The 21,295-nt window shown below is 52.9% G+C and carries 11 protein-coding genes; 7 read left to right on the top strand and 4 right to left on the bottom strand.

The genetic code is table 11. From position 1 onward, the window contains the following. Positions 1–76: 76 nt before the first annotated feature. The 6 genes from argH to B156_RS0102560 all read left to right on the top strand — a co-directional run bounded on the left by argH (position 77) and on the right by B156_RS0102560 (position 13,183). Positions 77–1,426 carry an argininosuccinate lyase gene (gene argH, locus B156_RS0102585; RefSeq protein ID WP_018618057.1) on the top strand — a complete coding sequence of 450 codons (1,350 nt, stop codon included), beginning with the start codon at positions 77–79 and terminating at the stop codon, positions 1,424–1,426. A 554-nt stretch (positions 1,427–1,980) separates the two neighbouring features. Beyond that, positions 1,981–5,226, top strand: a complete 3,246-nt coding sequence (locus B156_RS0102580) for a SusC/RagA family TonB-linked outer membrane protein (RefSeq protein WP_026260547.1) — start codon at positions 1,981–1,983, stop codon at positions 5,224–5,226. A gap of 77 nt (positions 5,227–5,303) precedes the next feature. Then, the gene (locus tag B156_RS0102575) at positions 5,304–6,902 is read left to right on the top strand and encodes a SusD/RagB family nutrient-binding outer membrane lipoprotein (RefSeq protein WP_018618055.1); all 1,599 of its coding nucleotides are present in this window, start codon (positions 5,304–5,306) and stop codon (positions 6,900–6,902) included. A 12-nt stretch (positions 6,903–6,914) separates the two neighbouring features. Then, positions 6,915–7,541 (top strand): hypothetical protein, encoded by a 627-nt coding sequence (locus tag B156_RS0102570; RefSeq protein ID WP_018618054.1) that lies wholly within the window; start codon positions 6,915–6,917, stop codon positions 7,539–7,541. A 43-nt stretch (positions 7,542–7,584) separates the two neighbouring features. Continuing rightward, the gene (locus B156_RS0102565) at positions 7,585–10,407 is read left to right on the top strand and encodes a M14 family metallopeptidase (protein WP_018618053.1); all 2,823 of its coding nucleotides are present in this window, start codon (positions 7,585–7,587) and stop codon (positions 10,405–10,407) included. A gap of 145 nt (positions 10,408–10,552) precedes the next feature. After that, positions 10,553–13,183 (top strand): M14 family metallopeptidase, encoded by a 2,631-nt coding sequence (locus B156_RS0102560; protein WP_018618052.1) that lies wholly within the window; start codon positions 10,553–10,555, stop codon positions 13,181–13,183. Positions 13,184–13,375: 192 nt separating this feature from the next. Here the strand turns inward: B156_RS0102560 and B156_RS28750 are convergent, their stop codons facing one another. From B156_RS28750 to B156_RS0102545, 3 genes are read right to left on the bottom strand one after another with little or no spacing between them, the layout of a single operon-like run. Beyond that, positions 13,376–13,876 (bottom strand): AAA family ATPase, encoded by a 501-nt coding sequence (locus B156_RS28750; RefSeq protein ID WP_245563669.1) that lies wholly within the window; start codon positions 13,874–13,876, stop codon positions 13,376–13,378. Beyond that, the gene (locus B156_RS0102550) at positions 13,839–14,510 is read right to left on the bottom strand and encodes a class I SAM-dependent methyltransferase (RefSeq protein ID WP_018618050.1); all 672 of its coding nucleotides are present in this window, start codon (positions 14,508–14,510) and stop codon (positions 13,839–13,841) included. The genes B156_RS28750 and B156_RS0102550 overlap by 38 nt, the downstream gene beginning before the upstream one ends. 42 nt (positions 14,511–14,552) lie before the next feature. Beyond that, a complete protein-coding gene (locus tag B156_RS0102545; protein ID WP_040584944.1) occupies positions 14,553–15,827 on the bottom strand; it encodes a DUF5690 family protein in 1,275 nt (424 codons plus the stop codon). 755 nt (positions 15,828–16,582) lie between these two features. On the opposite strand from B156_RS0102545, the gene B156_RS0102540 reads away from it, so the two are divergent. After that, positions 16,583–17,785: an alpha/beta hydrolase family protein gene (locus B156_RS0102540; protein WP_018618048.1), complete on the top strand. Its 1,203-nt coding sequence runs from the start codon at positions 16,583–16,585 to the stop codon at positions 17,783–17,785. Between the two features lie 662 nt (positions 17,786–18,447). On the opposite strand, the gene B156_RS0102535 is transcribed toward B156_RS0102540, so the two are convergent. Further along, positions 18,448–21,267 (bottom strand): bifunctional YncE family protein/alkaline phosphatase family protein, encoded by a 2,820-nt coding sequence (locus tag B156_RS0102535; RefSeq protein WP_018618047.1) that lies wholly within the window; start codon positions 21,265–21,267, stop codon positions 18,448–18,450. Positions 21,268–21,295: the final 28 nt, after the last annotated feature.

The raw sequence follows: 21,295 nt of genomic DNA, 5'->3' as shown, positions 1-21,295 counted from the left end.
ACCAGCGCGGTTACCCGTCTTTTTACGTGCTGGTTTTGTGGCAATCCACTCTTTCACTCTTGAAACTCTTTCTCTCTTGAAACTCTGGCAAAAAGAAGGTACACCCGCCGAATCCACGGCCATCGCGGATAAAATCGACCGCTTCACCGTCGGGCGCGACCGGGAGATGGACCTTTTCCTGGCCCCGTTCGATGTGCTGGGCAACCTGGCCCACGCGCAGATGCTCGAAACCATTGGCCTCATTTCTAATGATGAATTAAAAATGATGAATGATGAATTGAAGGTCATTTATCAACAGGTTGAGCGGGGAGAATTTGTCATTGAAGAGGGTATCGAGGATGTGCATTCGCAGGTGGAACTGATGCTAACCCGGAAACTGGGCGATGTGGGTAAAAAAATTCACTCGGGCCGGTCGCGCAATGACCAGGTGCTGGTGGACATGAAGCTTTTCACCCGCGACCGGCTCTGGCAGGTAACAAACAGCGTTCAGCGTGTTTTTGACCGACTCATCAGCCGGTCGGAGCAACACAAAGATGACTTATTACCGGGCTACACGCACCTACAAATTGCCATGCCCTCCTCCTTCGGGCTGTGGTTTGGTGCCTACGCCGAAGCCCTCGCCGACGATGTACTCACCCTGCAAACAGCCTACCGACTGGCAAACCGGAACCCATTGGGTTCGGGGGCTGGCTACGGTTCGTCATTCCCACTTAACCGGACCCTCACCACTAAGCTGCTGGGTTTTGAAGGGATGCACGTCAACGTAGTATACGCCCAGATGAGTCGGGGAAAAACCGAACAGACAGCACTGACGGCACTGGCGGCCATAGCTACTACCCTTTCCCGGATGGCGATGGATATTTGTCTCTACAACAGCCAGAATTTCAGCTTCCTGACCCTGCCCGATGCCATGACCACGGGCTCCAGCATCATGCCGCACAAGAAGAATCCCGACGTGGCGGAACTACTGCGCGCCAAAACCAACAAAATGAAGGCGCTGCCGATGGAAGTGACACTCGTAATGAGTAACCTGCCCTCCGGCTACCACCGGGATATGCAGTTGCTAAAAGAAATCCTGATGCCCGCCTTCGATGAGCTACTGGATTGCCTGGATATTACCGACTTCATGCTGGAACACATTCAGGTGAAAGAAAATCTGCTCGACGAGTCTAAGTACGATCTGCTGTTCAGCGTGGAGCGGGTCAATGAACTCGTGTTACAGGGAGTTCCCTTTCGTGAAGCCTACCGTACCGTGGGCAAAGAAATTGCCGAACATTCTTACACCCCCCCTCGTCAGCTACACCACACCCACGAAGGCAGCATCGGCAACCTGGGGAATGACCTCATTCAGCAGCAGATGGCACAAAATCTGGCCGGTTTCGGTGCCGACCGGGCGCAGCAGGCTATTGATACGTTGCTGGGCTGACCCGGTTGAAACATTGTGCCCGGGGCGGGTTAGCCTATACCACAAACGTTTAGTTTCCTATCACGAACCTCACCTTTTTTCTCACGAACGTCTGTGAAGTGATGGTAAGCCAGGTGTTCGGGTACCGAACTCACTTTCAGGCCTGGTATTTTTCCGGAGGGAGGATACGGCTATGCCGCTACCGGGCTACCGGGCTTTTCCGACGGGAAGCAGGTAAAACGCGATGGCAATTCGAAACACCCTTGATGGCTCGACAACAGAATCTGAGTGGCCTGATGTACTTGCCGGGCCATGTTGCAGGCTGTTTGACCGCCCCCTTTAACTCGACAAAAAACGAGTTAAAGGGGCAATTGGCTCTACTCTACCGGAAACAAGCGTTTTCTTCCAGTTATTATTTTATACTGTATTTTATAGTATAATAGATAAAATATTTTCAATTATACCTGTATGATAAAATTTTATTTATTTTAATCTACTTTTAACAGTCTATTATTCTTTATACTTGTCCTCGTTTCCGTAATTTCTGTCATTACCTAACGCTCATCCCAAATTATATGAAACTAAGAATACTAGTGTTTATCATGCTGATTCCGCTGTATGCCCTGTGCCAAACCAGCACAGTGAGTGGGCGGGTGAGCGACTCGGGCGAGAAAGCTCCATTGCCCGGCACTACCATAACGGTAAAAGGTACCACTACCGGAACCGTTACCGATGCCGACGGACGCTACCAGATAGTAGCCCCGGACCGGAAAGCGGTGCTTGTGTTTTCGTCCGTTGGTTTTGAAGCCAAAGAAGTTGTGGTTGGTTCACAGCAAATTATTAATGTTTCGCTGACTGCCGACACCAAACAACTCAGCGAGGTGGTAGTAACGGCCGCCGGTATTGTGCGGGATAAAAACGCGCTGGGCTACTCCGTCAGCACCCTGGATGCTACCAAACTGGCGCAGCGGTCGGAGCCAGACCCCCTCCGGGCCCTTACGGGCAAAGTGGCGGGGGTAAACGTGCAGGGTTCGGGTGGGGCCGCGGGTGGAGCCACTAACATTACAATCCGGGGCAACTCATCACTGGGCAACAACAACCAGCCACTGTTTGTGGTAGACGGCGTACCCTTCGACAATTCCAGTTTCACCCAGCCCGACGGCTTCGTGGGTGGCTCAACGACCACCAACCGCGCCTTCGACCTTGACCCGAACAATATTCTGACCATGACCGTATTGAAGGGGGCCGCAGCGGCTGCGCTTTACGGGTCGCGGGCGGCTAACGGGGCCATCATTGTTACGACTAAAGCCGGAAAAAGTCAGAGTAAAAAAGGGCTGGAAATCACGTACAACGTGGGTTATGCCGCCGAAACCGTTGCGGGCTTACCTGATTACCAGACTAGCTACGGGCAGGGCACCAACTTCGATTACCGGAGCGGGGTATTCGGCTCCTGGGGGCCTCCCTATCCGGGTGTTCCCAGTCTTATTCCAACGCGGCAAACCATTCCGCACCCCGTAACAACCAATAACCGCTACCCGTCGTCGGTATTCCCGCAGTTTTACGGAGCCGATGGCACTACGCCTGTTCAGGTGCCGTATGAGTCATTTTCTCAGTATAACGCCAAAAACTTTTTTCGCACGGGTAATGTCTTTGAGAACGCCTTATCGGTATCATCGGGTGGGGAAAAGGGTAACCTAACGGTGGGACTGTCACGGACCGGGAATCAGGGTGTTGTGCCTGAGAACGAGATTACCCGGACGGGCGTGAACATTGGGGGCAATGCCCAGCTGGACAATAAGTTTTACGTTCGGGGCGCCCTCAACTACGTCAATACGGCGCAGGTGTCGCCCCAGGTTACAGCGGCCAACGGTAGTGGCGCGTCCATCCTGGATATTCTGCTGTTTGTACCAACCAGTTACGACCTGACCGGCTACCCGAACACCAATCCGCTAAACGGCAATAACGTTTACGACCGGGTGGGTACCGATAACCCCTACTGGTCGGTGACCAACAGCCCCACAACCAGCAAGGTGGACCGGTATTACGGCAATGTGGTACTTGGCGTGGATGTGCTGCCGTGGCTTAATGTACAAAACACGGTGGGTTTCAATGCCTACACCGACCGGCGCGTAACGGTGAATGGAAAAGGTGGAGACTATTTCCCTAACGGTAACATAACCACCGACAACATCTATCGGCAGGAACTGGACAATACGTTTCTGGTGACGGCAACCAAACCCATTAGTGAGAATATTGGCCTGAAAGTGATTCTGGGCAACAACGTAAACCAGCGGCTTACCGAGCGGCAGGTCGTATTCGGCGATGGCATTATTTTCCGGGGTATCAACTCGCTCAATAACACCCGCGTTACCATTCCCCGCGTGCTGCCCAACAACCGCAACGATTTTAAGCAGCGCTACTTCGCCTTCTTTACCGATATTTCGCTGGATTACAAAAACTTCGCCTTCCTGAACGTCGTGGCCCGCAATGACATATCGTCTACGCTGCCCATCAGTAACCGGAGTTACCTGTATGGCGGGGCCAGTGCGTCGCTGATTTTCACCGAAGCCCTGAAGATTCCCAAGAATATACTCTCGTTTGGTAAACTCCGGGCGGGCTACACAAAGGTGGGTAACGAAGCCACGCCTTACCAGACCCAAACGGTTTACATTGCCAATCCCGTGTTAGGGATTGGCTCGGGTACCGGCTCCATTGCCTCGCCTTTCAACGGGCAGAGTACCCTGACCGAATCCGACCTGCTGGCCAACGCCGAACTTAAACCGGAGTTCATTACCGAACTCGAACTGGGCACTGAACTCCAGTTTTTCAACAACCGGTTTGGTCTGGACATCACCTACTACAACAAGGAAAGTACCTCGCAGATTTTCACGGTGAACGCGGCCCCCTCAACGGGCTATACCCAGAAGGTAATCAACCTGGGCCGCTCCACTAATGAAGGTATTGAAATTGGGCTGAATGCCACCCCGGTTAAGTTAGCCAACGGCTTCCGCTGGGACATTTCGTCGGCCTTTACCCTGAACCGCAACGTTGTGCGCGACATTGGCAACCTGAAAGAACTTCCCTATGGCGGTTTCTCCGACCTGGGCAGTGTCCATATTGCCGGTCAGCCCTACGGCCAAATTCGGGGGTCAACCTTCGCCCGCGACGACGAGGGCAATATCCTGGTCAACCCCAATACGGGGAAGCCTATCCTATCTGGGCGCACCACAGCTGTTGGCAATCCTAATCCCGATTTTATCTGGGGCATTACCAACACGTTCAGTTTCAAGGGTATCACGCTAAATGCCCTGTTCGACTGGAAACAGGGTGGGGATATGTACTCGTTTACGGCCTACGAGCTTCTGAGCCGGGGTGTCACCAGAGATACCGAAGAGCGGGAAGCCATTCTGGTTGGGCCGGGTGTACTGGGCAACGTAAACACGTTACAGCCGATTCTGGATGGTGAGGGCCGAAAAATCCCGAACAACATTGGCATCGGCGTGGCAGATTACTACTTCACTGGCGGCTTTGGCCCCGGTGGTGCTGCCGAAGCCAACATATTAGATGCTACGGTGTTCCGCCTGCGTGAAGTATCGCTGGGGTATCAGTTCCCTAAAGCGTGGCTGGCTAAAACGCCCTTCGGTGGCGCTTTCCTGTCTATTAGTGGCCGGAACCTGTGGTACCTGGCCCCTAACTTCCCCAAGCACCTCAACTTCGACCCCGAAGTGAGTTCGCTGGGGTCTGGCAACTCGCAGGGCTTTGATTTCATTGGTATTCCCACCACGCGCCGATTGGGTGTAAACCTGCGGTTCAGTTTCTAATCGGATCATCCCATTATACTCCACCCCTCTTGTTCGGGAATGGAGTTGGGACAAAATCTCCATAAGCAAAAAAACGTATGAATTTCATCAATACCATCCGAACGGCTTCGTTGCTGGGATTGCTCTTTCTGGCAGGTTCCTGCAAAGACTTTGTCGATATCAATGGCGACCCCAATAATCCCACAACGCCGGTACTCGATCTCATTTTGCCTGCCACGCAGGTTTCTATGGCGGGTAGCCTGCGCGACGTAAACGTGGGAGCATCCATCCTGACGCAGCAGTTGTATACCACTAACACCAGCCGCAACTTTCAGGAGGGCACCGATTATCAGGCATCCTGGAACGCCCTGTACACGCAGGTGCTTGGCGACCTCGAAATTATTATCCGCGAAGGTACCATACAGCAACGGTGGGACTATGTGTCCATCGCCAAACTCCAGAAGGCTTACATCTACAGCCTGATGGTTGATTTATGGGGCGACATTCCCTATACCGATGCCATAAAAGGGCTAACCGTAACCGACCCGGCCTTTGAGAAAGGCGACGTGATTTATGACAAACTATTCACCCTTATCGACGACGGTCTGGCCGACGCGGCTAAGGGAAACTTCGCCATCCAGCCCACCACCGCCGACCTAATCTATAAAGGCGACAAAGCGTCCTGGATTCGGATGGGTAACTCGCTGAAATTGAAGCTATTCAACCAGATCCGACTGGTGCAACCCGACAAAGCCAAGGCGGGTATTGCGGCCCTGCTGAGCAGTAACGCCCCGCTTATCAGCACCAACGCCCAGGATTTTTCGTTCCGCTTCGGCTCGTCCGAAACACCCGCCAACCGCCATCCGTGGCACCGGGCCGAGTACCAGGCCAGTAAAAGCTACTACATGAGTCAGAACTTCATGGAACGGCTTTTTGGTACCGACGACCCCCGAATTCGCTACTTTTTCTTCCGGCAAACGTCGAACTACACCGTCGGGTTTACGCCTACCGGCAACGGTTATTTTGGCCGTTACACCGGCGATGCGACGGCATCGCCCAACGACAACGCCCTGAAAGCCACCTTTGGCGTGTATCCGGCGGGTGGGCTGTATGACAGCGCACCCATCAACAACCTCACGGCGGCCAATGTGTTCGTCAGTAATTCGGGGGTTACGGGTGCACCCAAGGTCGTGACCAATACGGATGGCTCCGGGGCGGGTGTATTTCCGTTTATTACCAACGCGATGGTCAAGTTTATTCTGGCCGAAGCGGCCCTTACCATGGGCACTACCGGCGATGCGAAGCTGTTGTTTCAGGACGGAATTACGGCGCACCTGAACAGCGTTAACACCATTTCCACATCGGGCGGCAACTCGGCCCCCGTACTACCCACGGCTACCATCACAGCGTTTGTAGCAAGCCGCACCGCTCAGTATGATGCGGCCAATGCGGCTGGTAAACTGAATGCCGTGATGACCCAGAAGTACATTGCTCAATTTGGTAACGGCATCGAATCCTACAACGACTACCGCCGAACGGATTTGCCCGTGCTGGCCGCGCCCATTGCCCCACTGAACACCTTTCCACTGCGCCTGAGCTACTCCGTTACCGAACTGTCTACCAACGGCAGCGTGTCCGATAACGCGGAGAAACTGCAGGCCGCTCAACAAATTACGCCCGTTTTCTGGGACAAATAATCAACTGACTTCATGAAAAAAATACTTATTTATCTGTCTTTCTTCGGACTACTGGCCCTGGACGCCTGTAAAACCGAAACGTACGAATGGGAAAACTGGGCCTATACCGCTGTGCCGCTGGTGGCGGTGAATACGGCCAAATCGGCCCTGCCTACAGTAGTTACGGCCAATACATCCTTTTTCGATCTGGGAGCCGCTAATCTGGCGAGTCAGGAGTTTGAATACAGCCTGAACTGGGAGGGTTTTGGCAAAGCCGAGGTCAATTCCATCGAGGTGTATCTGGGGTTTGTAAAAGCCCCCGCTACCGGCAATCCGTCTTACCCGATTATCCTCTCCAACCCCGGTGGCTTGTACCCGAGTGTTACGCAGTTTCCCTTGCCAAGCCGGGTTGTGGCAACTGACAAACTGTACGAAACCGTTACCCAATTCCCTAAAACATTCACCGTAACGGCGGCTCAGATGGCTGCGTTTACGGGTACTGATCTAACCAAAGTGGTTCAGAACGACTATTTTGTGTTCAAATTCATCCTGAATCTGAAAGACGGTCGCCGGATTGAAGGATTTCAGGAAAACGTGTGCGACGAAGCGCGGGGCGAAGTCGGCGATTGCCGGGTGGGTGTCCGTTTCCGGAAGAAGTAGACTAACTAACCAGTAATTAATCTAACCGCTATTTTTTTACCCAATGCGCGCGCCCCTCTACCTACTCGTTTTTCTGCTGCTGACTAGTCTGAGTAAGGCTACAGCCCAAACCATTCCCTCACCCAAAGAACATTTTGGGTTCGCCATCGGCGACGATTACCACCTGGCCAATTACACCCAGACCGAAGCCTATTTCAAGAAAATAGCCGCAGCATCTGACCGGGTTAAATTAGTGGACATGGGTCTTACCGAAGAAGGCCGACATCAGTATATGCTGCTTGTCTCTTCACCCGCCAACTTAGCCAAATTAGACCGTTACAAAGAAATTTCCACCAAACTGGCCCGCGCAGAAAACCTCTCCGATGAGCAGGCTCGCGCGCTGGCCAATGAGGGTAAATCTATCGTCTGGATTGATGGCGGGCTGCACGCTACCGAGGTAGTGGGAGCACACCAGCTTATCGAAACCATCTACCAGATTGTGAGCCGCAACGACCCCGAAACGATGCGGATTCTGGATAATGACATCATCATGTTTGTCCACGCCAACCCCGACGGGCAGGAACTGGTCAGCAACTGGTACATGCGGGAGAAAACGCCCGAAAAACGGCTGACCGATAACCTGCCCCGGCTATACCAGAAGTACATTGGCCACGACAACAACCGCGACTTTTTCATCATGAACATGAAGGAAACCCAGAATATGGGTCGCCAGCTGTTTGTCGAATGGATACCGCAGATTATGTACAACCACCACCAGCGTGGCCCAGCGGGTTCTGTGGTAGCTGGCCCACCCTACCGCGACCCGTTCAACTATGTGTTCGACCCGCTCATGGTAACGGGTATTGATGCGCTGGGAGCCGCCATGATTAACCGGCTCCATCAGGAAAACAAACCGGGCTTTACGCGTCTGGGTGGCTCGGTCTTCTCGACCTGGTACAATGGCGGTCTGCGTACCACCACGCACTTCCACAACATGATTGGGTTGCTGACCGAAATCATCGGCAACCCCACGCCGGAAGACATTCCACTTATACCCAAACGATTGATCCCTAACGGTAACACACCCTTTCCGGTTACGCCCCAGAAGTGGCATTTCAAGCAATCCATCGACTATTCGGTATCGCTCAATTATGCCGTGCTGGGTTATGCCGCCCGCTACCGCGACGACCTGCTGTTCAACATATACCGCATGGGCAAAAACTCCATTGAGCGGGGCAGTAAAGATTACTGGGCCTTGACCCCAAAACGTATCGACGCCATTGAGGAAGCCTTCAACAGCGATCCGAAAAAAGTGAAACCACCCACCAACGCAGCCCTGGCACAGTATGGTTTCGTGCCACGCGGGGGCGGTATGCCGATCAAATATTACGATACCATCATGACGGCTCCCACCCAGCGCGATCCGCGTGGGTTCATTATACCGGCCAGTCAGCCCGATTTTGCTACGGCTACTAAATTCGTGAATGCCCTCATCAAAACGGGTATTCAGATTCAGCAGGCCACCGCCGATTTTACCGTAGCAGGCAAAAAATATCCGTCAGGGTCCTTTGTCGTTAAAACCGATCAGGCGTTCCGGCCTCACCTGCTGGATATGTTCGAGCCGCAGGACCACCCCAATGATTTTCAGTATCCGGGTGGCCCGCCCGTGCGGCCGTATGATGCCGCTGGCTGGACGCTGGCTTACCTCATGAACGTGCAGTTTGACCGGGTGCTGGACAGCTTCGATGGGCCATTCAAAAAGCTGCCCATCGGCGAACTTCAATCGCCGGAAGGCCACGTTACGGGTACACCATCGGCGGGTTACGTACTGAGTGCCAAAGCCAATAACTCGTTCATTGCAGTGAACGACCTGCTGGCCTCGGGTATCGAGGTGTTCCGTATGCCGAATGGTACGGGTGCCAAATCGGGTAGCGAAGCTGGTGACTTTTTCGTTTCTGCTTCGGCTAAAGCCAAAACGTTGTTAGACAAGTCGGCCAGAGAGCTGGGGCTGGAAGTAAGTGGGATAGCCAAACGACCTGCTACAGCTTTGAGCAAAGTATCGCCCATGCGGATTGCGTTGTGGGACACCTATGGCGGGTCGATGCCGTCGGGTTGGGTGCGCTGGCTGATGGAGCAATACCATTTCCCGATAGACGTAATTTACCCAAATGATGTAGATGCCGGGAATCTGAAGAAGAAATATGACGTGATTGTGTTTGTTACCCGCGCTATTCCTTCGATGAAGGGGGAGGACGATAACCCATTCCGGGGTATGGAGCGTGAGCCGCAGAAAGAAAACACCCCCGCCGAATACCAGCCGCGTTTGGGCAAAATCACGGCCGAAAAGTCGATACCGCAACTGAAGGCGTTTATGGAAGCGGGCGGCAACGTAGTTACCATTGGCAGCAGCACCAATCTGGCTTACCACCTGAAACTCCCCGTTCGCAATGCACTGGTGGAGATGACCGGTAGTGGCAAAGACCGGCCCCTTCCCAACGAGAAATACTACATTCCCGGCAGTGTACTCCGCGTAGCGGTCGATTCGACCCAGCAGGCCACCTGGGGTTTGCCTTCCCAAACGGATGTGTACTTCGATGCCAGTCCCGTATTCAAGCTGGCCCCAGAAGCCATTGCCAAAGGACAGGTAACGCCCCTTGCCTGGTTCGACACAGACAAGCCTCTTCGGAGCGGCTGGGCCTGGGGCCAGTCGTACCTGCAGGATGGCGTAGCGGCTTTCATGGCTCCAATAGGAGCGGGTAAGTTTTATGCTTTTGGTCCGGAAATCACCTTCCGGGCGCAGGCACAGGGCACCTTCAAAATGCTCTTCAATCAGCTTTATAGCGTTGGTAAAACCAGTGCATCGGGCAGCGATGCTGCCGGGGAGTAAGGACTGATTCCGGCTACCCAGCCATTTCTTTGTCATGCTGAGGGACGAAGCATCTTCGGTAGCCGGAAGTATTCTGCTACCGAAGATGCTTCGTCCCTCAGCATGACAAAAACAATCTAACTTTAAACGGACTGACCTCTGCCCTATGAAACAACTTACAACTCTTAACCAGGCTATCTTTTTACTCCTTACTGTTCTCGGCCTAACGAGTACTGTGTTGGCGCAGGTACCCAAACCAGTCGACGTGTTTGGCTTTGAGCCGGGTGCCGATTACAAATTAGCCAAATACAACCTGCTGATGGACTATTATCAGCGACTGGATAAGGCCAGCAACCGGGTCAAGATGGTGCAAATCGGTAAATCGGTGCTGGGCAAACCGCTGATGTTGTTGATGGTATCGAGCGAAGCCAACATGAAACAGCTGGACAAATGGCGCAGCATCAGCGAGCAACTGTCGCGGGCCAAAATCGATGCGAAACAAGCCCGGACATTAGCCGAAACGGGTAAAGCGGTTGTCTGGATTGACGTGGGTTTGCACGCGTCGGAAGTGGCAGCCGCCCAGATGATGCCTGAACTGGCGTATCGGATGGCCACTGAAGAGTCGACGGAGATGAAAAAAATCCGCGATCAGGTGGTAGCGCTGCTCATGATCGAAATGAACCCCGACGGACTCAATATTGTGGCCGACTGGTATAATGGTAACCTCGGCACACCCTACGAAACTACCTCGCCCCCCTGGCTTTACCATCACTACGTTGGCCACGACAACAACCGCGACTGGTTTACCAACAACATGCCCGAAACAAAGGCGGTATCGGAGGTGCTGTATAACCAGTGGTACCCACAAATTGTGTACAACCAGCACCAGACATCCCCGGCCTGGACGCGTATTTTCATCCCGCCCTTTGCCAATCCGGTCAATCCACACATTCACCCCGGCGTTACATCAGGAGTGAATATGGTGGGGTCGGCTATGGCCAGCCGGTTTGCCATGAAAAAGATGCCCGGCGTGGTATCGCAACTGCGCTTTAGTATGTGGTGGAACGGCGGGATGCGTACCGTACCGTATTTTCATAACCAGATCGGTATTCTGACCGAAACAGCCCACGCTACGCCGTCGCCCCGTTTTTACCCACCCGATTCGCTGCCTAAAACGGTGGGCGTGGGTGTGACGGCGGCTACTGACGGAACCGAGATTTTTTATGCCAATCCGTGGAAAGGGGGCGAATCGCACTTCCGGGATGCCGTCAATTACATGGAAGAAGCCTCAATGGCCACCCTGGTGCTGGCGGCCGACAAACGCGAGGAGTTTCTGTACAACATTTATCAAATGGGCCGTGATGCCATCGAAGCCGTTGGCAAAACCAAGCCATACGCCTACGTGATCCCCGCCGATCAGTGGGACAAAGGCGAAGCCATCAATCTCATCAATATGCTGCGGCAAAGTGGGGTGGAGGTCAACAAAGCAACCCAGCCGTTTCAGGCCAATAACATCAGCTACCCGGCGGGGGGGTACATCATTTACGGAGCGCAGGCGTTCATACCCTACGTAATGGATCTGATGGAGAAGCAGGTACACCCCAATCAGCGGCTTTATCCGGGCGGTCCGCCTATTCCGCCCTATGACCTGGCGGGCTGGACACTCCCCATGCAAATGGGCGTAAAGGTGAATCGGGTCGATGCCGGATTTGCGGCCACAACTAGTCCGGTAACCGGAATGGCCGCGGCAGAAACGGGTGAAGTAGCTACCAGTGCAGGCTACGGCTATCAGTTATCGCGTAAGGAGAACGCCAGCGTTATGGCCGTGAACCAGCTACTGAGCCAGGGCGAGAGTGTATTCATTGGATCGGCCGACGCAAATTCGTTTTTCATTCAGAAAGGAGCTAATACCGAAAGTAGCGTCAAAAAATTAGCGGCTGAGTTAGGCTTACGGTTTACGGCTCTGGACAGCAAACCGGCCAGCGGGATTACGCCCCTCAAACTACCCAAAGTGGGTCTGTACAAATCGTGGGTGGCCAACATGGATGAGGGATGGACGCGCTGGTTTCTGGAAAGCTACGGGTTCCCGGTCGATACGCTGCACGATGCCGACATCGCCAAAAAAGACCTGTCGGCCTACAGCGCTATCATCATCCCCGACCAGAGCGTGAAAGAGATTCTAAACGGCCACACGCCGAACACCATGCCCGCTCAGTACACGGGCGGTTTAGGGCTGGGCGGTACACTGGCCCTGAGCCAGTACGTAAATAACGGTGGGATGCTCGTCACCTTCGATGAAGCCAGTGATTTTGCCATCGAATTGCTGGGCCTGCCGGTCAAAAACGTGACGGACGGGCTATCCAATCAGCAGTTTTACATTCCCGGCTCCCTGATTCGGACGACGATAGACACCCGGAATGCCCTCGCTGCCGGTATGCAGCCCGAGGTGGCAGCCGCGTTCTCGAACAGCCGGGCGTTCGACATAGTCCGGCAGCGCAGGGAAGGTGAAGGCGGTAAAGAAACCATAAAAGCCGCTCCCGAACCGACTGTTGAACTGATTGCCAGCTACGCCAAAAAAGACCTGTTGATGAGCGGTTGGGCATTGAACGAAGATAAATACATTGCCGGAAAAGCAGCCGTGCTGCGGGCGCACCAAAACAAGGGAAGTGTCGTGCTATTCGGGTTCCGGCCCCAGTTTCGGGGTCAGCCACGCGCTACGTACAAACTAATTTTTAACGCGCTGTACGAAAGTACGCTCCCCAAGACGGCGGGAAGTACAACCGGAAAAAGTGAATAACAAATTGGGTCTGTCTGTCGACAGACCCAATTTGTTTACTGGCCCGGTCAATGGCTTTATGTGTCCGCCAAAAATGAGCTGATAGGAACGGCTTCTACGATGGTTAATCATTTCGGGATGGCAACCGGCAATACAACTGAAGAAGAAAACGATTCAACAGGTCGGTTGGGATGAACCCGCGACCGGTTTGCGTTAAAACCGGATGGGACGGGTGAGAATTTCGGGCTGGAAGTTGAAATTCTGTTTCAGCACCGCCAGCTGTTCGGCCTGTTTTCGGATAACGGCCTCCCCCACCGAATCGTCGCGGTATTTGTCGCGCAGAATGCACTCCGCTACCGGCACATCGATAAGTCGGTAACTGACGTCAACCTGATCGAAATGCGCCGACAGCAATTTTCGAAACTCGTTGATATAACTCAGCCGGAGGTTTGTATTGTCGATCAGGACGTTCCAGTCCTGGCGTAGCCCCTCGATAATAGCCGTTTGCTGCAACGCATTGACCAGATTCTCAATCCGATTTCTCTGGTCGTCGGGCCAGGTTTGCCAATATTCAGGCAGGGACACGGGCAGCAGACTCCGGCGCAGGTCGTCGCGGTTCACCCGCAGCCAGTTTAGGTTTTCGGCACAGAACTGCCGGGCAAAAGTTGACTTCCCGCTACCACTCAGGCCACTCAAAATCAGTACTTTCTTCACTCGTCGATTGGGTAACTTCCCCGTTAATAAAATCGTAGGACACCAGACTTTTTCCATTCGGCATCCGGTAGGTTTGACTGCCCTCAAAACGCAAATCCGGCGACGCCTGTTGCCGTAACGTTTCGTCTGTCACCTCATTAGCGATGGCCGCCACGGGCCGGAGCGTCGTTACACCCGTGTTGCTCACCCAACCCGTATCATTGCTGCGCTGCAACACCACATTGAGTAATCCACCCCGCCGGAGTATCTGCCGAAAACTGGCAAAAGCGCGATCCAGATCGACGTATTCCAGAAACAGATGACAGATAATCAGATCGATAGAGTCTGGCGGAATAAGTACGTCGTCGTGATTGATATCAGCCTGTATCAGTACCAGATTGTTCAGAATAGGGTCGTATCGGTCGTAGCAAGTAGCTAAGTAAGCAGGGTTAATATCAACAGCATAGACCGTTTGTGTATCCACGAAGTGGGCGAATCCATTGCCCGTACAGGCTCCGTACACAGCCACCGTCTGCGGATACCGCTGTTCTACCTTCTCAAGAGTAATTTCGTTTAGCGCAGCCAGTTGACCCACCGTTTCATGGCTCATATGGCGTTCATAATCAGCGGAGGGTACGGTATTCCAGGGATTCATAGGGGTAGTTTTCGGGGAAAATCAGTCCTCATCCCAACCTAATCAGGCCGAAACAGGTTCAGGCACTTCCCGAAATCGCTTTCTAAAGTACACAAATGAAGCCACAACCAGCAGGATGTAGGATACCGACATGATGTAGGCTCCATACATAAAAAACTCCCGGTAACTGATGGTTGACTGCCCGAAGTTCTTGTACAGCAGCACCCCCACGCTGCCCAGATACCCGTACCAGTCGGCCAGGGTAACGATGAACCCTACTGTGCTCACATACCGAAATGAGGCAATCAGTCGCTCAAAATACAGCCCGTTGCAGGGCACATAAGCCATGTACAGGCCAAGGCCCGTCAATAAAAACCAGTTGCCTGCCGATAGTAATCCGGTTGAATAGGCATAGGTGCTCAGGCCTACCAGGGCTCCACCCAGCAGCATCAGGCCATTGAGCAGGGCAAATGCCCGGAAGTTATCAGTTACGCGCTGGAGCAATCCCATCATGAACAGGATACCCAGCGCCACCAGTGTTTCGGTTTTGGCAAAGATGCCCGGGTTTTCAACACCCGCATCCCGCAGAATCTCAGGACCGAAGTTATCACGGAAATCACGAAAGGCCGATAGCAACACGTAAGAGGCAATGAGCAGCACCAGCCCCACCCGGAAGGTGCCGACAAAGGCACTCCGCTCGGCCCCGTCCATTGGTTTACGTTCCGTCCGAAGGGTTCGATCTTCGGCCGTGGGCGGGGGCAGCAACATGAGCGCATACACCGACAGCAGGAGCGGTGGAATGAACAGTAAACTCGTTACAAAGGGAAGCCAGAACTCCGATACACCCCAGTCAGCGCGGATAGTCAGCGCTACCGTCTTGACAAAACCCGACGCAAAAATAAAGGAAGCGGTCAGTCCGGCCACCAGCGCATCCGTTTGCCGACGGCCTTCCAGAAAGCCAAGCATGATGCCGTACACCATGCCCAGTGGCAGGCCATTCAGGAACAGAAAAACAATGTTGTAGGGTGGAGGCACGAGGGCAAACCCCAGTAGAGACAGTCCTGCAAGACCAATAAACAGTAAAATACTACCGGCCCGGCGGCCCGGCGACATCTCTGATACAACCTTTACGCCAATTCGTTTGGAAGCTGCGTAGCCAAGCACCTGCGCTGTAACGAGCCATATCTTGTAGCTGATACCCGCCACAACCATACCCTCAAACGTAACGGCAGTGATGCCTTTTCTGAACGCATACGCGCAGGCGTAGGTACAAAAAGCCGCCACCGCGCCGAAGATAGTGAAGGTAGTGGGATTACGCAGGAAAGCGGGAGAACGCATAAAAACTGGCATTACAGTTCGTCAATAGCAAGTAGCACTTCTTTGACGATGTTGGGGTGTATACTTTTACCGGCGTGAAAAGGCAGAACAACTCTTACCGCATCTTTCTAATAGATTAGATGGCTCCCCTTCATGCGTATCCACGCGAAGCCATTCTTCATCAACAGGCTTTCAGCCTCCTTTGCGCTAAGAACAGGTAGTTTAGCCAACAGCTACCTCCAGTGATGAAGTAATAACCTCATGCGACAGACGCTCAGTAATCTTGTTGGGACTCAAAGTTTCCAAATGCAACTCGATGGCTTCCTGAATATTGGCCCGTGCCTCTTCAAAAGTGTCTCCCTAAGGCTGGCAATCTTCCAGTTGCGGACAAAAGACGTAATACCCATGCTCGTCCTTCTCATAAATCACGTTGACCGTGTACTTCATACCGTACGTTTTCTCAAAAATAGACAAATTCCGCCCAAAACCTTTGTGCCTTCATTAGAATTCACCTCCCGACTCAGGTTGTCCTGTACCCACTAAAATAGGTTATCGCATTGGACATCCCGGCCTCATCGAGTGAGTTCCACAGGGTAGCATCCCTAGAAAAAGTACCCAATTTTTTCACCGTAACAACGGAGAAATACATTGAGCTATAGGGCTGAATCCAGGTTTAAGAATAAGAAAATCGCTGGGAAGCGATGCGCTGGCGCAAACGAAAATCGGGTATTAAACGTTAAAAAAGTAGACCCAAAGAAGTCATATTGCACGCTTTCATGCTACTAAAAATCGAATCAATCGTCACGCTATTACTCGCTGGTTGCCTGGTATTGATAGCCCCCTCAGGCTGTCGTCAGAATGGTGAAAGTGACTCCCTTTTACCCGTTTCTACCCGAACCTTAGTCAGCAGTACACTCATTGGTGAGTATTCAACGAATCAGTTACGGAACCGATTTAGTGGTGCTTTGGCTCCGCTTCAATTCTTCATCCGCTACGGCATTAAAGCGTATCGGCTGGAATATACCACGACAAACACCGACGGAAAATCCGTTAAAGCATCGGGTGCCCTCCTTGTTCCAGTAGCACAGGCCGCCCTGCCGCTGCTCAGTATGCAACACGGCACCATTACGAGTGACAGTGATGCCCCCTCCAACTTCGGGTCGGGCAGCGAAGCCTATACCTATGGTTCGGTGTTTGCGTCGCAGGGCTATATCATTGCAGCCCCCGATTACATTGGCTACGGAGCCTCGAAAGACTTACCTCATACCTATGAGCACCGAAACGGACTGGCAACGGCTTCGCTCGATATGCTGCGGGCCACCCGCGATTTTCTGGCCGACCAACAGGTGAACTGGGACAAGCGGTTGTTTATTGCAGGCTATTCGGAAGGAGGCTACGCTACACTGTCCCTGCAAAAGAAACTGGAAGAAGAAACGGGCAATGAGTTTAATCTGGTGGCATCGAGTTGCGGGGCCGGGGCCTATGACAAACCGGCTTTTATGAAACAGATTATCAATAATGAGACGGCAGGTGTGGATTATATCAATCGGCTTTACCTATGGGTACTGCTCACCTACGACCGCATTTATGGCCTGAATCGCCCCATGACGTACTATTTCAAAGAGCCTTATGCCTCGCAGATTAAGGCCCAGGGGAAAGACGCTTCCATCAACGTCAGTCTGAACAAACTATTCACGGATAGCTTCAGGCAGGCTATCAACAACGGGACGGATAAAGAGTTTCTGGCTGCTGTGCAGGATAATGACATCCACGACTGGAAACCCAATACCCGTACGCAACTTTATCATGGCGATGCTGATGAGATCGTCCTGTACCTTAATTCTGCAAACACTTACCAGGCTATGCAGAAAAGGGGTGCCACGAATGTGGAACTAAAAACCATGAAGGGAGCCACCCATGCCACCGGCATTCTGGAATTCATCACCGGTACTTACGCCTTCTTTGGCTCGGTTCAGTAGGGGGCGTGGCCGAGTAAAAGGTCAGGCAGGATTTCAGGAGAAGACTTTCTACCGGGCGGTTAACTAGCTGTCAAAAAAAGTCCAGACACCAGCAGCCAACTGCTGGTGGACCCGATAACAAACTAAGTAAAGTCACATTGACATTATATCGTCAATGTCGGCGTAGTAGGCTCGTACTTCCGGCCAATGTAGTAATATCGGTGACGACAGGCGTTACACTGGTACGCTTTGCTCGGGAGGATTCGTAGCCACTTTGGCCTTGCAATACGATCGGTGTACATGTTCCCGCAAACAGGGCAGTCTTTCTTGAATCTAACCTTTCGAAAAAGGTAAAATAGCACAGCCAGTATAGCTATACCGACGAAGATTAGCAGAGTGATTGATTTAAGTGTCATGGGCAGTAGATATTTCAATATGAAGTTGCTCCAAATCAATCACTTAATCAACTATTATCTGCAAAAAATAAACAGCATAATACGTGTTCTACGTATAGTCCAATTAATGGACTGTTTTAACCATCCTGGTAGCGTGTATGTGCCTGTCTTTTAGGCAATTCGACTGACAATTACCTCAACATAGGTTAGTATAATCCTGCACTTCTAAGCTTGCCGGGAGTTTGCACCAATTGTCGCTCTTTCTGTCCGTTTGCATGGGCTATTAACTTACCGATTTCCTTTCTTTTTCTTCTTTGTTTTCTCCCGCGCATCATCGTCGTCTTCGGCCCGGCGTTTCTGCATGGTTTCGGTGCGGTCCATTTCTTCCGATTCGGAGAAGGCTTTCCAATCGAATTTTTCGTCGAATGGGTCCAGAGCCTTTTGCGGGTCGAACAGGCGAACGTCGGCGGGTAGGGCGCGGAAGGGCGTGAAGTCGGGCGTATCGGTGAACAAATCGCTCATATCGGTGGCCCCGGCGTCGTATTGGTTCAGGCAGGGAATGCCCAGGATGTTCCAAAACGTTTTGAACACGCTGCCAAAGCTGTAATGTACGTGGCCCACGTAGTTCTTTTTGGCGTAGGGCGAAATGGCGACCATCAGGCTACGGTGTGCGTCAACGTGGTCGACGCCCCCCTGCGGGTCGTCTTCCACGATAAAAATGGCCATGTTTTTCCAGTAGGGGGTGTTCGACAGAAATTCGATGGTGCGGCCCACGGCCAGGTCGTTATCTGCCATGTAGCTCTCCGTGAACGGGAAGCCGGCTTTTGGGCGCGGCTTGGTGCCGTGGTCGTTGGGTAGCATCAACGTAATGACTGACGGTAATGTGTCGCCTTTACCCGTAGCGTTCGGCATCCACTTCTCGTTGAATTCTTTGATGAACACATCGGCCCGAAACTGGTCGGGAACGGCCATGTTGTAAGTCGGGAACGTACGCGATGAACGGTCGAAGAGGGGCGCGGGCAGGGGATAGTTGATGGTGTATTTTTCACCGATGTATTTCATGGTGCTGTCGCTGTAAGCACCCGCCATTTCAACGCCGAAACCAAAGTTAAAGAAGTCCTTTTTCCAGCGTTCGAGGTGTTCCCACATAGAGCCGCCTTCGTTGTAGTCTTCGGGATAAATAGACCCCGCCGACCCGTAAAAAGCCAGATTGCCGGGTGCGCTGGATGTATCGCGCATGGTGCGTTTGCCGCCGTAAGCTGCCGCCGTACCCGTTTCGACCCACTCATTTGGGTACGTGTTGACGAGCCATCGGTGACCATCGGCAGACACGTCGGAGTCGCAGTAAAAATTGTCGGACATGGCAAACCGGCGGGCCAGCGCGAGGTGATTCGGCATGACGCTGGCATTTTCCACGACCTGATTACTGCCCCGTGCTTTTACGGGTACGCCCACGCCGTAGCGGGCCAGCGTCGAATCACCATCACCGTTAGTCACCTGTCCAAATATCTCGTCGTACGTGCGGTTCTCTTTCGCCAGAAAAACAATGTGTTTGATGGGAGTCCGGCCATCCGGCGACTGCTTTTGACCGGGGAATGCCGGGATGGGGTTTGCCGATGGTTTCACCTCCGACACCGGGCGAATCGTGAAATTATTGGCCATCACCTGCTCGGTTTCAGCCTTTAGCCGGGCATCCGTCGGGATATCCATGACCGACACCGTACCATTCATCAGGCTACCGATGTAGCTGCCTTTCGGCCCAAGCTGGAAGCTTCTGCCTCCATTAGGGCCGCTGCCAAATCCCTTGGCATTAGCGACGATAAGTTTCTTATTGTCTGAACTCACTTTTAGCTTTGAGGGAAACCAGCCCGTTGGAATATGCCCTAATACGGTAAGCGTCGGCACATCCACTACGGCCACCGCGTTGATGCCGGCTTCAGCCACGAACAGGCGTTTTTGGTCTGGCGAAAGGGCCAGCCCGAAGGGAATAATACCGCGCAGACTGCCCAGCCGCTGATCGGGCGAAAGACCAATATTTTTGAGCACCTTACTGGTTTTCACGTCGATGACCGATACGCAGTCGTTATTGCCGTTGCTTACGAACACGTACTGGTCAGTTGCTACTACCGAGTTAGGGCTGCTGCCACCCACCGCCGGAAAATCCTCGACCATTTCACCAACCAGGAACCCGGTCTTGATTTTAGCCGTAACCACTGGCTGACTACCCAGCCGAATACTCCAGACCGAAAACGCTTCCGGCGCATTCGGATCGCCGAGGGCGGGGACTCCTTCGGTCGGGATGCCTTCCTTCATTTCGGTCGAACCGTATTTGGTAGCCGGAAAATTATGGGCAGTTTCTTTGAGGTCTTTTTTATCTAAATCCGTGAACGGTTTATACTCAAAAACGCCCACGTTGGCCACGTAAGCCGTTTTTTCATCCGGCGACAGGGTAATTCCGAATGGATAGCGACCCGTAGGCACGTTGTACAGAATCTTTTTGGTAACCATGTCAATGACCAGCATCCGAAAGCCAATCTGGTCGACGGCATACAGTGTTTTACCGTCCCGCGTGAGGGCCATATCGCCAATGTAGCCGTGCCGGTAGTCAGCCGTTGGCGTTTTTGCGCTACAGTTAATTACATCACCGGGTTTGCCGGTAGCCAGGTCGAACGAGAAAATTCTGTTGGTTTCGCCCCCCGCTACGTAAACGGTCTTTCCGTCTGGTGTTACGGCCAAACCCATAAAACAGGCTTCGAGAACGCCGTTATCCGTTTTGACCCCTTCGGGAATTTGCTTCACCGTCGGATTATTGCCGAACACGTCGCGCAGGATAGAAATCGAAAACGGATTTATCCCCGAATTGGCCGTAATAACGGTTTGCCCCGCACCGTCGCCACGGTCGGGACTCAGAATCAGGCCGTAGGGGTGCGGAGCCGTTTCAATCTGCGTGCCGCGCGGGGTAATATACCGGCCATTGGGCAGCACGGTCTTGCCGGTTTTATCAATCTTGGTTTGTTCATTCCCCGCCGGGGCTGAGATAACATAACGGGGTACTGGCTGCCCCATAGCACTCAGAGAAGTCAGAAAAAGAAGGAACGTTGCGCGCATAGTAATAAAGTAATCCCCGTTTGTTGGT

The organism is Spirosoma luteum DSM 19990 (genome assembly GCF_000374065.1).
Taxonomy (GTDB): Bacteria; Bacteroidota; Bacteroidia; order Cytophagales; family Spirosomataceae; genus Spirosoma; species Spirosoma luteum.
The sequence above is the reverse complement of the archived record's forward strand: the minus strand, read 5'-3'. Positions and strand labels throughout refer to the sequence as shown.